This is a genomic window from Streptomyces cinereospinus, from assembly GCF_042430725.1.
Taxonomy (GTDB): Bacteria; Actinomycetota; Actinomycetes; order Streptomycetales; family Streptomycetaceae; genus Streptomyces; species Streptomyces cinereospinus.
Window position 1 is genome coordinate 24,715 of sequence record NZ_JBHMCY010000001.1, and the last position, 13,170, is coordinate 37,884.

At 70.7% G+C, this 13,170-nt stretch carries 10 protein-coding genes; 5 read left to right on the forward strand and 5 right to left on the reverse strand.

From position 1 onward, the window contains the following. Positions 1-15: 15 nt before the first annotated feature. Complete coding sequence (locus tag ACFF45_RS00110; RefSeq protein ID WP_381340120.1) at positions 16-1,065, reverse strand: AI-2E family transporter; 1,050 nt, start codon at positions 1,063-1,065, stop codon at positions 16-18. A gap of 585 nt (positions 1,066-1,650) precedes the next feature. Between ACFF45_RS00110 and ACFF45_RS00115 the strand changes: the two genes are divergently transcribed. Both ACFF45_RS00115 and ACFF45_RS00120 read left to right on the forward strand, forming a co-directional pair. After that, positions 1,651-3,759 (forward strand): bacteriocin-associated integral membrane family protein, encoded by a 2,109-nt coding sequence (locus tag ACFF45_RS00115; RefSeq protein WP_381340123.1) that lies wholly within the window; start codon positions 1,651-1,653, stop codon positions 3,757-3,759. A 47-nt stretch (positions 3,760-3,806) separates the two neighbouring features. Continuing rightward, positions 3,807-4,469 carry an ATP-binding cassette domain-containing protein gene (locus tag ACFF45_RS00120; protein WP_381340125.1) on the forward strand — a complete coding sequence of 221 codons (663 nt, stop codon included), beginning with the start codon at positions 3,807-3,809 and terminating at the stop codon, positions 4,467-4,469. Between the two features lie 317 nt (positions 4,470-4,786). Here the strand turns inward: ACFF45_RS00120 and ACFF45_RS00125 are convergent, their stop codons facing one another. Both ACFF45_RS00125 and ACFF45_RS00130 read right to left on the reverse strand, forming a co-directional pair. Further along, a complete protein-coding gene (locus tag ACFF45_RS00125) occupies positions 4,787-5,758 on the reverse strand; it encodes a pirin family protein (protein WP_381340127.1) in 972 nt (323 codons plus the stop codon). Positions 5,759-6,602: 844 nt separating this feature from the next. Beyond that, positions 6,603-7,073: an SseB family protein gene (locus ACFF45_RS00130; protein WP_381340129.1), complete on the reverse strand. Its 471-nt coding sequence runs from the start codon at positions 7,071-7,073 to the stop codon at positions 6,603-6,605. Between the two features lie 164 nt (positions 7,074-7,237). On the opposite strand from ACFF45_RS00130, the gene ACFF45_RS00135 reads away from it, so the two are divergent. From ACFF45_RS00135 to ACFF45_RS00145, 3 genes are all read left to right on the forward strand, one after another. Continuing rightward, on the forward strand, positions 7,238-9,064 hold the full coding sequence (locus tag ACFF45_RS00135; protein WP_381340132.1) for an acyl-CoA dehydrogenase: 1,827 nt from the start codon (positions 7,238-7,240) through the stop codon (positions 9,062-9,064). A 121-nt stretch (positions 9,065-9,185) separates the two neighbouring features. Then, entirely contained in the window at positions 9,186-10,484 is a 1,299-nt protein-coding gene (locus tag ACFF45_RS00140; RefSeq protein ID WP_381340134.1) for a M18 family aminopeptidase, read from the forward strand. 152 nt (positions 10,485-10,636) lie between these two features. Beyond that, positions 10,637-10,885, forward strand: coding sequence for a DUF6458 family protein (locus ACFF45_RS00145; RefSeq protein WP_381340137.1), 249 nt, complete (start codon positions 10,637-10,639; stop codon positions 10,883-10,885). 12 nt (positions 10,886-10,897) lie between these two features. Here ACFF45_RS00145 and ACFF45_RS00150 read toward each other — a convergent pair whose 3' ends face one another. After that, a complete protein-coding gene (locus ACFF45_RS00150; RefSeq protein WP_381340139.1) occupies positions 10,898-12,715 on the reverse strand; it encodes an NHL domain-containing thioredoxin family protein in 1,818 nt (605 codons plus the stop codon). After that, positions 12,712-13,137, reverse strand: coding sequence for a cupin domain-containing protein (locus tag ACFF45_RS00155; RefSeq protein WP_381340142.1), 426 nt, complete (start codon positions 13,135-13,137; stop codon positions 12,712-12,714). Before ACFF45_RS00155 ends, ACFF45_RS00150 begins: the two co-directional genes overlap by 4 nt. Positions 13,138-13,170: the final 33 nt, after the last annotated feature.

Sequence of the window (13,170 nt, forward strand, 5' to 3'; positions counted from 1 at the left end):
AAGACCCCGGGCGCGCTACGGCCCGGACGGCTCCGGCGCCGCCGCCCGCCGTACCCGCAGCTCGCTCACGACCCCGAAGGCGGCGGCGGTGAGCGGGACCGCCAGCAGCATGCCCAGGATCCCGGCGACCGACGCCCCGGCGGTGATGGCGACCATCACCACCGCCGGATGCATCTGCACGGTCCGGCTCTGGATCATCGGTTGCAGCACATGCCCCTCCAGCACCTGCACGGCGAGCACCACCCCCAGCACCCACAGCGCGATCACGAACCCCCGGTCGGCGAGCGCCACCAGCACGGCCACGGCTCCGGACAGGACCGCGCCGAGATAGGGGATGTACGCGCCGACGAACACCAGCGCGCCCAGCCCGACCGCGCCCGGCACCCGCAGGACCAGCAGCCCCACCGTGATGCACACGGCGTCGATGAAGGCGATGAAGGTGGTCCCGCGCATGAACCCCTCCACGGCCCGGAAGGCCCGCCGCGCCATGGCCTCCAGGGTGTCGGCGGTGCCAAGCGGGGCGAGCGCGCGCAGGCTGCCGGAGGCGCGGTGGGAGTCCCGCAGGAAGAAGAAGACGAGCAGCAGCGCCAGTACGGCCATGGCGATGGTCTCGCCGACCACGCTGACCCCGCTGAGCACCCCGGAGGCGGCCGTCCCGCCGAACTTGCTCAGCAGGCCGCGGACGTTGGAGACGATGTCGTCCAGCGAGGTGCCGGCCGCCCCGAAGTGCACGGCGATGCCCCGCGCCGCCTGCCTCAGCGAGGCGACGATCTGGTCGCCGGAGCCGACGAGCGCGGCGACCACGATGTAGACCGCCCCGCCGACCACCGCCACCACGGCGACGCAGGTCAGCGCGGCGGCCACGGACCGGTTGACGCCGACCTTGACCAGCCGCCGGTACAGCGGCCCCAGCAGCGCGGTGCCGAGCAGCGCGAGCAGCACCGGCACGACGGCCGTGCGCAGCTCGCCGCAGAGCAGGATTCCGACCCAGCCGACTCCGGCGGCCAGGAGCACGGTCGCGCACCAGGCGGCGAACCGCCTTACGGGCAAGGGGAGCAGATCCACGTCTCCCACCCGACCACGCCGCGGCCGGGCTGTCCTGCGCGGACGGCCCGGCCGGGTGACACCGCGTCAGGACGTCAGTCCCGCGGACCGCTCCCCGTCATGCCGTGCACGGCCGGGACCGTCCCCAGGCAGGGTCGAGAACAGACCGCGAGGATCGAGCAACGCCGACGACGTCGTGAGAACAGACATTCGAGTCGCTGCCCGGGCTGACGCCCTCGCTGCTCCTCGCGGCGAGGGGCGGTACCGGCCTGGTCACAGATCACCTCCGTCTGGCTGCCGGTGTCCTGCCGTCTCAATCTTTGCGCTTAAGGGTGGCTGCGAGGTCGAGGCGCGCTGTGAACGGGTACGGCGAGACAAGGCGGTCGTCGTGCGTCAGTGGCGGCAGCTGGTCCTACGCCAGCCTCCCGTCGCACCCGGAAGAGACGGACGAGGCGTTCTGGCGCAAGTGCTGAACACCGGGCGCCAGAACAATCGCACTCACTGGTGAGTGATCCCCGTGGGGAGGCGACGGAACCGCCTCCCCACGGGGTCTCGCAGCGTATCCCACCGCGGTGGTAGGGATCCAGGTCACAAGATCGGCAGAAGATGGTTCACAAGAGCATCCGGCTGGTACACGCGGTCATCCTCGTGTTCTCTGCGTCGCTGGCATTCCTCCTCGTCATGAACATGGACGAAGTGACACCCCTCCAAGCCAACGCTTCCGTCACGGTGACGTCGTGGAACCAACGCGAGGGCGCAGGTCAACTGCGGGAAGAGATCGCCGACTTCGCCGTGAGGAACGGCATCACGGTGGCTCAGCTGATCCCGGACCTCAGAGACCACAAAGGTCGTCGGCACCTCTACCTCGTGGACGGTGATCCTTCCGTTCCCGGAGAAGCATGGCTGCGGGACGGCTATCCGGACTTCTCTCGGGCCGTCAGTACAGAAGTACACCCGTTTGGCCGGCTGACGGACCACACTCTCCTCGGCCAGTACGAAGTCTTCAGCGACCCGGACAAGGCCGTCACCCTTGCCGCCTTCCTCCAGTCCAAGGGAGCTGTCGCTGCCCCGAACGAGCGCTGGACCGTGCGCACCCTGAGCGACGGATACGGTGGCAGCGGATTCACCGACGCCTGGCTCATGACAGGTCTCCTCGTCGTCACCCTGACCGGCGCCGGAGTGCTGCTCAGCACGCGGGCCTACGGCGTGGGCCGCCTCCAGGGCCTGTCCGGTGGTCAGCTCCTGATGCGCGATCTACGGCAGACGGCCCGCTTCTGGGCGTTGACCGCCGCGGCTGTGAGTGTGACGGCAATCGTGGGTTTGACTGTCTTCAACGGACTGGCGGGCTTCGCCCGCTACGCACTTGCCGTTCTCGTGATCGCCGCGCCCCTTCTTCTCGCGACCTTGGCCGCACACGCGCTCACTCTGTGGCTCACCTTCCGCGTCGGGGTACTCGCAGCCGTAAAGGGCGAGTTGCCAGGGAGGACCGCGTCGTTCGCGGCGTACGCCATACGCGTCCCGGTGCTCGCGCTCGCGCTGATGCTCCTGAGCCAAGCAATGACCGCTGCGGCAGACCTGAACGACCGTGAGCGTTCCTATGACGCCTACGCCAAGCTCGGCCAGACATCGATCCTCACCGAGGGGAACGCATACACCGAAGAGGACCAGGAGAAGTCGGAGCGCGTCCTCGGCCCCTGGCTGCGCAAGGAAGACCGCGCCGGCCACGTCATCGTCGCTTCGCGGTCTCCATTGGCCTCCGACTCTCCCGGGGGAGCCGGCCGAGAAGTGCTGATCGTGAACGAAGCGTTCCTGGATGCTCAACACGTGCTGGACGCACAAGGGCAGCGATTCTCCGCGGGCCGTGTACGCCAAGGCTCTGCCAAGGAACCCCCGGTCCGCGTCCTCGTACCCAAGTCATTTGGCGAGGAGCGCGAGAGCATCGTCCGCAGCGTGGTGAAGATGCCCATCAGGCAGACTGACGCAGGCACCACACCACGCTTCGAGTCTGAGCTTGTAGCTGACAGCCAGAAGGTCTTCGCCTACACCCCGGAAGGCAGTGGACCGGTCACACCTGGGTCCTGGAGTCTCGAAGCGTCATTCGTCCAGAACCCGATCATCGTGGTCTTTCCTTCACGACTCGGCCTGCTGAGCGACTTGTCCTACACCGCGTTCGCCACCCAGGGCGGAGTGCTCTTCCCCGACCCCTCCCACGTCCAAGCAGCCCGCGACGCCAACCCGGCGCTCGCGCGACAGATCGTGGCCGTCACTCCTGTTGCCGAGCAGGTGGCCCAACAGATGCGCACCCTCTACGGAGAGTTTCGCCTCATGGTGTTCAGCGCGGTGGCGGGGGCCGCGGTACTGGTCATCACGGGACTCGGCGCCTGCATGACCCACGCTCGCCGCAACGCACAGAACATATTCGCCCGGCACGTCACCGGTTGGCGCTTCACGACGACCCATCGGGTGCTCCTCGGCGTGGAGACAGCGGCGGTTGCAGCTCTGCTGGCATGGGGACCCTTTCAGGTGTGGCGTGACAACCGGGAGCTCGACGAGTTCGCGCGGCTGGGGATACCTGCCCCCTTCCCACCCTCGGAGATGTCCGGAGCCGAGTGGGCCGCCGCGGGCTCACTGGCTGTGCTCTGCCTGGGCTCGGTGCTCTGGAGTCTGGCCGTCTTCCATCGACGCATCGTGAAGGAGGGCGCGAGCGAAGCATGACCGGCGTACCGACGATGCGGCCGTACTCAGAAGTCGAGGAGCACACAGTGATCGAGATCGAGGAGCTGGGGAAGTCCTACGGGACCAGGACCCTGTGGAAGGACGTCACCTTCTCCCTGAAGAGCGGGCAGCTGACAGCACTTTCCGGCCCGAGCGGTTCCGGGAAGTCCACTCTGCTCAATTGCCTAGGCCTGTTGGACAAGCCTTCAGCCGGTGCCATCCGCCACGAGGAGCGCGACATCACGCGGCTGGTGCCCGGTGCCGCACGCCGTTTCCGGCGGGATGTTCTCGGCTACCTGTTCCAGAACTACGCGCTGGTGGAGAACGCCACCATCGCCCAGAACCTGGACATCGCACTCAAGGTGCGAAAGCGCAAGGGGGCGACCGCGAAGGCGGCGATGGCTCAGGCCCTGGAACGGGTTGGGCTCGGCGGCCGAGGGCAAGATCGCGTCAGTCAACTGTCGGGCGGCGAACAGCAGCGCGTCGCACTCGCTCGCCTGCTGGTCAAAGAGCCCCAACTGGTTCTCGCGGACGAACCTACGGGAGCACTTGACCGCGACAATACCGAGATGGTCGTGGGCGTTCTCCGGCAGATGGCTGACGCAGGATGTGCCGTGGTCATAGCGACGCACGACGACTGGGTGCGCGAGCAGTGCGACCAGCTCTTCGACGTGTCGACGTCTGCTCCGGCAAGCTCCACCACCGGGTGACCTTCTCGGATCTCTCGACGGCAGCGCCGTCCCGAAGCGCGAAGGCCCCTACCGGTGAGCACCGGTAGGGGCCGGACCACGCCCCCGGACGTTCGATGCTTGATTCTCCAGCCCGACATCCCGAGTTGGCGGTACTTCCCGCTCCGCAGATCGGTGTTCGGCCGGAACCGTTCCGAGCCGTCCCGCGCCCACCGGCAGGGGAAGCCCCCCGCAGGTCACCGACCTGATTGATCACCAGGAGATCAAGAAGGCGGCAGCGAGCGCGGCGCCCCTACCCTGTCCCAGCTGTGCTCGTCCGCCTGTCGCTTCAGCGAGCCCTACAGGCCGCCCTCGGACATCCCGTGCACGGCCGGGATCGTGCCCAGCCGTCCCTTCTGGAAGTCCTCGAACGCCTGCTGAAGCTCTTCCCTGGTGTTCATCACGAACGGGCCGTAGTGGGCCATCGGCTCCCGGATGGGCCGCCCGCCGAGGAGGACGACCTCCAGGTCCGGCGTGTGGGAGTCCTGCTTCTCGTCCGCGCGGACGGTCAGCGAACCGCCGGCGCCGAAGACCGCCGTCTGGCCCAGGTGGATCGGACGACGCTCGGCACCGACCGAGCCCTTGCCCGCCAGTACGTACGCGAGCCCGTTGAAGTCCTCCCGCCACGGCAGCGTGGTCTCCGCGCCCGGCGCCACCGTCGCGTGGATCATCGTGATCGGCGTGTGCGTGATGCCGGGACCGGCGTGGCCGTCCAGCTCACCGGCGATCACGCGCAGCAGCGCGCCGCCGTCGGGCGTGGTCAGCAGCTGGACGTTGCCGCCGCGGATGTCCTGGTAGCGCGGGGCCATCATCTTGTCCTTGGCCGGCAGGTTCACCCACAGCTGGAGCCCGTGGAAGAGACCGCCGGACATGACCAGGGACTCCGGCGGGGCCTCGATGTGCAGCAGACCGGAGCCGGCCGTCATCCACTGGGTGTCGCCGTTGGTGATGGTCCCGCCGCCACCCTGGCTGTCCTGGTGGTCGAAGACACCGTCGATGATGTAGGTGACGGTCTCGAAGCCCCGGTGCGGGTGCCAGGGGGTGCCCTTGGGCTCTCCGGGCGCGTACTCCACCTCACCCATCTGGTCCATCATGATGAACGGGTCGAGGTGGCGGTAGTTGATCCCCGCGAACGCCCGGCGCACCGGGAAGCCCTCGCCCTCGAATCCGCTCGGCGCGGTCGTGACGGCGAGCACGGGACGTGCCACGGCGTCGGCCGGCGCGGCCACACGGGGCAGCGTCAGCGGGTTCTCGACGGTCACTGCGGGCATGTCGGTACCTCCTTGGGCGGCGTGTGTCCCACTTTAGTTGAGCGTTGAACTTCTTGCCACTCGAACCACGGACGCGCCGCGAACATTCCCGGAGCGTCGAACGCGAGCGGACGCGGAGCGGCGGACGCGAGCGGGAGGTGGAGCGGCGGCGGCGAGCGGGAGGTGGAGCGGCGGCGGCGAGCGGGAGGTGGAGCGGCGGCGGCGCGCAGGAGGTGGAGCGGCGGCGGCGAGCGGGAGGTGGAGATCCTTCACGGCCCCCGGGACCCGGACCGCACCGCCAAGGCCGGCCGGGGCACCGCGTGGCCGCCGCTCGGGGCGGCGCCGCCGCCGGCCCCACGGTCGGCGGCGGTCCTGGCCGGGCCGTCGACGATGGTCCGGGCGGTCGCCCCGGCGCCGCGTACGCCGCCGCGTCGGGCGCAGGCAGCGTGCTGCTCGCCGCCCAGGGCGAGGGCGCGCCCGGCGGCCGGCTCCGGGGGCTCGGCCCCCTGGCGGGGTGTTTCGGGCCGGCCTGCACGATCCACGGCTGGGCGACCGGGCGGACGTACCCGACACCGCGCCGACGCGGCACCGTCGTCAGGGGCGGCCGAAGTTCTCATTCGAGACCGGCACCCCTGCGCCGACACCGGCACCGGCACCGGCACCGGCGAGAACACATCGTGGCCACGGATATGCGGTGGCGCACCCCGCGCCGGTCCGGCGCGGCCTCTCCGGCACACAGCCGGGCCACGGAACCGGACCGGACGCTCGGGACCGGGCTCGCGGGGTCGGCAGACGTCACGCACGCACCGCAGGGAGCGCGGACGCCGGTCCGCAGGGGTTCGGGATCAGTCGCGGACGAACGGGATCAGCCGTACATCCGGCGCATCGCGAAATCGACCATCTGCTCGACGGCCTTGGCGTCGAAGACCATCCGGTGCTCGCCCTCCATGTCGAGGACGAACCCGTAGCCGGTCGGCAGCAGGTCCAGCACCTCGGCACCGGTGATCACGAAGTACTTGGACTCCTTGCCCGCGTACCGGCGCAGTTCCTTGAGCGTGGTGAACATGGGGATCACCGGCTGCTGGGTGTTGTGCAGGGCGAGGAATCCGGGGTTGTCGCCGCGCGGGCAGTAGACCTTGGACGTCGCGAAGACCTGCTGGAAGTCCTCGGCGGCCAGCTGCCCCGTGGTGAAGGCGCGCACCGCGTCCGCGAGCGACGGCGGCGACGGCTCGGGGTACAGCGGCGGCTGCTGCCCGTAGCCCCCCGCACCGGGCATCTGCTGCTGCGGCTGGGCGTACTGCTGCCCCACGCCCGCGCTCTGGTCGTAGCCGTACATGCACGCAAGAGTACTGACCGGCCGCGAGGGCTGAGTCACAGATACCGGGAACGGGGTTGCTTCTTATTACCGACGGGTAGCATCATCTCAGTTACCAGTCGGTACGGAATGTGGGCGCGAGGATCTCAGTGCCTCGCCGATCTCTCTCAACGGAGCCAGTCGCCATGGGGCACTACAAGTCAAATCTCCGCGACATCGAGTTCAACCTCTTCGAAGTGCTCGGGCGCGACAAGCTGTACGGCACCGGCCCGTTCGAGGAGATGGACGTCGACACCGCCAAGAGCGTCCTGGACGAACTGAGCCGGCTCGCGGAGCACGAGCTCGCCGAGTCGTTCGCGGACGCCGACCGCAACCCGCCGGTCTTCGACCCGGAGACCGGCACCGCGCCGGTCCCCGCGTCCTTCAGGAAGAGCTACCAGGCCTTCATGGACTCGGAGTACTGGCGCCTGGGCCTGCCGGAGGCCATCGGCGGCACGACGGCTCCGCCGTCCCTGATCTGGTCGTACGCGGAGCTCGTCCTGGGCGCCAACCCGGCCGTGTGGATGTACTCCTCCGGCCCGGCCTTCGCCGGGATCCTGTACGACGAGGGCAACGACGTCCAGAAGCGGATCGCGCAGCTCGCCGTCGAGCGGCAGTGGGGCTCCACCATGGTCCTCACCGAGCCCGACGCGGGCTCCGACGTGGGCGCCGGCCGCACCAGGGCGGTGGAGCAGGAGGACGGCTCCTGGCACATCGAGGGCGTGAAGCGGTTCATCACCTCCGGTGAGCACGACATGTCGGAGAACATCCTCCACTACGTCCTCGCCCGCCCCGAGGGCGCCGGCCCCGGCACCAAGGGCCTGTCCCTCTTCCTCGTCCCGAAGTACCTCTTCGACGTCGAGACCGGCGAGCTGGGCGAGCGCAACGGCGTCTACGCCACCAACGTCGAGCACAAGATGGGCCTGAAGGCCTCCAACACCTGCGAGATGACGTTCGGCGACAGGCACCCCGCCAAGGGCTGGCTGATCGGCGACAAGCACGACGGCATCCGCCAGATGTTCCGCATCATCGAGTTCGCCCGGATGATGGTCGGCACGAAGGCCATCTCCACCCTGTCGACGGGCTACCTCAACGCGCTGGAGTACGCCAAGGAGCGCGTCCAGGGCCCCGACCTGGCGCACTTCATGGACAAGACCGCGCCCAAGGTCACCATCACCCACCACCCCGACGTGCGCCGCTCGCTGATGACGCAGAAGGCGTACGCGGAGGGCATGCGCGCGCTCGTCCTCTACACCGCCTCCGTCCAGGACGCCATCGCCGTCAAGGAGGCCGCCGGCGAGGACGTCTCCGCCGAGCACGCGCTGAACGACCTGCTCCTGCCGGTCGTCAAGGGCTACGGCTCCGAGAAGGGCTACGAGCAGCTCGCCCAGTCGCTGCAGACCTTCGGCGGCTCCGGCTTCCTCCAGGAGTACCCGATCGAGCAGTACATCCGGGACTCCAAGATCGACACCCTGTACGAGGGCACCACCGCGATCCAGGGGCAGGACTTCTTCTTCCGGAAGATCGTCCGCAACCAGGGCGCCGCGCTGAACTCGCTCGCCGAGGACATCAAGAAGTTCCTCGCCCTCGGCACCGGCGGCGACGAGCTGTCGGCGGCCCGCGAGCAGCTCGCCAAGGCCGCCGTGGAGCTGGAGGCGATCGTCGGCCTGATGCTGACCGACCTCGCGGCCACCGAGCAGGACGTCAAGAACATCTACAAGGTGGGCCTGAACACCACCCGCCTGCTGATGGCCTCCGGTGACGTGATCGTCGGCTACCTGCTGCTCAAGGGCGCCGCCGTCGCCGCCGAGAAGCTCCGGACGGCCTCCGCCAAGGACCGGGCGTTCTACACCGGCAAGATCGCGGCGGCGAAGTTCTTCGCGGCCACCGTGCTGCCGGGCGTGACGCTGGCCCGCAAGGTCGCCCAGGGCGTCGACCTGGACCTGATGGAGCTGGACGAGGCGGCCTTCTAGGCCCCCTCCCGGCACCGCCCGCCCGTCGCCGCCGGCCGGCGGCGCGGCCCGCACCCCGCCCGGACGAGGGCCCGCTCCCGCCAGGGGGAGCGGGCCCTCGTCCGTCGTTAAGGTGAACACCATGAGCGAACCCCCCCGCTTCGACCGCGGCCACACCGACGACCTCATGACCTTCCTGGCGGCGAGCCCCTCGCCGTACCACGCCGTGGCGAACAGCGCCGCGCGGCTGGAGAAGGCGGGGTTCCGGCAGGTCGCGGAGACGGACGCCTGGGACGGGACGAGCGGCGGCAGGTACGTGCTGCGCGGCGGCGCGATCGTGGCCTGGTACGTCCCCGAGGGCGCCGCACCGCACACGCCGTTCCGGATCATCGGCGCGCACACCGACTCCCCCACCCTGCGCGTCAAGCCGCTGCCCGACACCGGGGCGCACGGCTGGCGCCAGGTGGCGGTGGAGATCTACGGCGGCCCGCTGCTGAACAGCTGGCTGGACCGCGACCTCGGCCTCGCCGGCCGGCTGACGCTGCGCGACGGCACGACCCACCTGGTCAACGTCGACCGGCCGCTGCTGCGGGTGCCGCAGCTGGCGGTCCACCTGGACCGCTCGGTCTCCTCGGAAGGCCTCAAGCTCGACAAGCAGCGGCACCTCCAGCCCGTCTGGGGCCTCGGGGGCGACGTGCGCGACGGCGACCTGATCGCCTTCCTGGAGGCCGAGGCCGGGATCGCCGCGGGCGAGGTGGCCGGCTGGGACCTGATGGTGCACTCCGTCGAACCGCCGGCGTACCTCGGCCGCGACCGCGAGCTGATGGCCGGGCCGCGCCTGGACAACCTCCTGTCCGTGCACGCGGGCCTGGCCGCGCTGACCGCCGCCGCGACCGGCGACGAGAAGCCGGCCCACATCCCGGTGCTGGCCGCCTTCGACCACGAGGAGACCGGCTCCCAGTCGGACACGGGCGCGGACGGCCCGCTGCTCGGCACCGTCCTGGAACGCTCGGTGCTCGCCCGCGGCGGCTCCTTCGAGGACCGGGCACGCGCCTTCGCGGGCACGGTCTGCCTCTCCTCCGACACCGGCCACGCCGTCCACCCCAACTACGCCGAACGCCACGACCCGACCCACCACCCCCGGGTCGACGGCGGCCCGATCCTCAAGGTGAACGTCAACAACCGGTACGCCACGGACGGTTCGGGCCGCGCCGTGTGGGTGGCGGCCTGCGAGCGGGCCGGCGTCCCCTTCCAGTCCTTCGTCTCGCACAACTCCCTGCCCTGCGGCACGACCATCGGCCCGATCACGGCGGCCCGGCACGGCATCCGCACGGTCGACGTCGGGGTGGCGATCCTGTCGATGCACAGCGCCCGGGAACTGTGCGGCGCGGCGGACCCCTACCTGCTCACGCAGGCGCTGCTGGCCTTCCTGGAAGGCTGAGCGGACCGCCGTCCCGAGGAGGCCGGGACGGCCGGGCGGCCCGCCGGGCCACGTGAGTTGACGGGCGGTGAGGACTGTATTCGGGGGGCGCGGGTACCCGAACCGAACCGGAAGCTCCGGAATCACCGGACCGGAACAGGGAGGCAACGCTCATGGGCCTCGGCGGGTGCATCATCCTCATCGCCGTGGGAGCCATCCTCACGTTCGCGACCGACTGGAACATGGAGGGCGTCAACCTCGATCTCGTCGGCGTCATCCTGATGATCGTCGGCCTCATCGGGGTCACGACGTTCAGCAGCATCGCGCGGCGGCGGCGCGTCGTGGTGCCGCCGGCCACGCCGGTCGTGGAGGAGGAACGGCACCACCGGCGCGACGGCTACAGCGACGGGTACGGGGTGTGAGGCCCTGCCCGGTCAGGCGTCCAGACCGGCCAGGACCAGGGGCAGGCGGTCCGTCCCCGCTGCGGTGAGACGGACCGGCACGCCCCAGTCCTGCTGGTGGACATGGCAGGCGGGGTACTCGTTGGCGGGGTCGTCGTCACAGGAGGCGGCCATCGCGGAGACGTGCAGGACCCCCTCCGGCACGGCGGGGTCGAGTTCCAGGGCGCGGGACAGGTCGGTTCCCGCGCCCTCGCCGTGCGCCAGCAGCCCGGGCGGCGTCGCCGAGACCAGCAGACGGGTCGAGGGGCCGTGGCGGGTGTCCAGCTTCTGGCCCGCCGGCGCCTGGAAGATCACCTCCAGCCGGAGCCGGCCCGGGGCGACTTCGGTGGCCGCGCGCCGCGTGCGGTGGGCCACCGCCTCGACGCGCACCGCCTCCTCCGGAAGCCGCAGCCGGGTCAGGCGGTGCCGGGCCGACTCCACGACCACGATGTCGTCCCCCGCGTGCACCGCGTCGCTCGGCTCCCGCAGGTCCGTGGCCAGCGTGGTGACCTCGCCGGTGGCGGGGTCGTAGCGGCGCAGCGCGTGGTTGTAGGTGTCGCTGACGGCCACCGAGCCGTCCGGGAGCGCCGTGACGCCCAGCGGGTGCTGGAACAGGGCCTGCCCGGCCGGTCCGTCGCGGTGGCCGAAGTCGAACAGCCCCGTGCCGACGGCGGTGTGCACCGTGCCGTCGAGGTCCACCCAGCGCAGGGCGCTGGTCTCCGAGTCGGCCAGCCACAGCCGCTCGGGCGTGGCCGCCAGGCCGGACGGCTGGGCGAACCAGGCCTGTGCGCCGGGGCCGTCCACCAGGCCCTCGTTGGTGGTGCCGGCCGCCACCGCGACCGTGCCGTCCGCGGGGTCGTACGCCCAGAGCTGGTGCACCCCCGCCATCGCGATCCACACCCGGCCGCCGAAGAGCGCCACGTCCCACGGCGAGGAGAGGCTCACCTCCCGGGCGGGGCCCGCCGCCGGGTCGCCCTGCATCCACTGCCGGCCGGTCCCGGCGAGCGTGCTGACCGCGCCGGAGGCCGGGTCCAGGCGGCGCAGGGCGTGGTTGACGGTGTCCGCGACCACCACCGAGCCGTCGTCGAGGAGCGCCAGCCCCTGCGGCTCGTTGAACGACGCCGCCTCGGACGGCCCGTCGGCGAACCCGCGCGCGCCGGAGCCGAACCGCCGTACGACGCTCTCCCCGTCCCCCGCCAGCTCCACCAGCTGATGCCGGGTGGTGTCGCTGACCAGGAAGGTCCCGCCGGGCAGCAGCAGCGCCTTGCCGGGGAACCGCAGCACCGTCGGCTCGGGCTCCGGCGCCACGTACGGACCGTCGCCGCGCCGCAGGGTGCCCTTCGCGGCGTGCTCCGCCGCCAGCTCCGTCACCAGCCGCTCGATGGCGTGCACATGCCCCTCACCGGCGTGCTGGGCGACGACGTACCCCTCCGGGTCGATCACCACGAGCGTCGGCCACGCGCGCACCGCGTACTGCTTCCAGGTGCCGAGCTCCGGGTCGTCGAGCACCGGGTGCTCCACCCCGTACCGCTCCACGGCGTCCACCACGGCCGCGTGCTCGGCCTCGTGCACGAACTTCGGCGAGTGCACCCCGACGACCACCACGGTGTCCCGGTGCTTCTCCTCCAGCTCCCGCAGCTCGTCCAGGACGTGCAGGCAGTTGATGCAGCAGAACGTCCAGAAGTCCAGGATCACGATGCGCCCCCGCAGGTCGGCGAGGGTGTACTGGATGCCGCCCGTGTTCAGCCAGCCGCCCTTGCCGATCAGCTCGGGGGCGCGGACGCGGGCACGGCGGGGTGCGGAGTCACTCATGGACCAAGGGTGCCACCCGGCGCCGGCGGTCGGCTCAGTGCGCGGCCGGTCGTCTCGTCCACGTGGGCGGGGACGGCTTCGTGGCGGTCGCCGACCGTGGAGGTGCCGGTGGGTTCCAGGAGCAGGATGTCCGTGGGGACGGGGGCGTAGGGCTTGTGTTCGACGCCCCGGGGGACCGTGAAGACGGAGAGCCCGGGGAGGATCACCGTGCGCTCGCCCGCCGGTTCTCGCAGCGAGATGTGGAGTTCGCCCTCCAGGACCAGGAAGAACTCGTCGGTGTTCTCGTGGACGTGCCAGAGGTGTTCGCCCTCCACGTGGGTCACGCGGACGTCGTAGTCGTTGACCGTGGTGGCGATGCGGGGGCTCCACTGCTCGGTGAAGGAGGCCAGGGCGGCGGGCAGGGAGACGGGTTCGTTGGTCATGCCGTCATCGTGCGGGTGGCCCCAGGGTGCGGC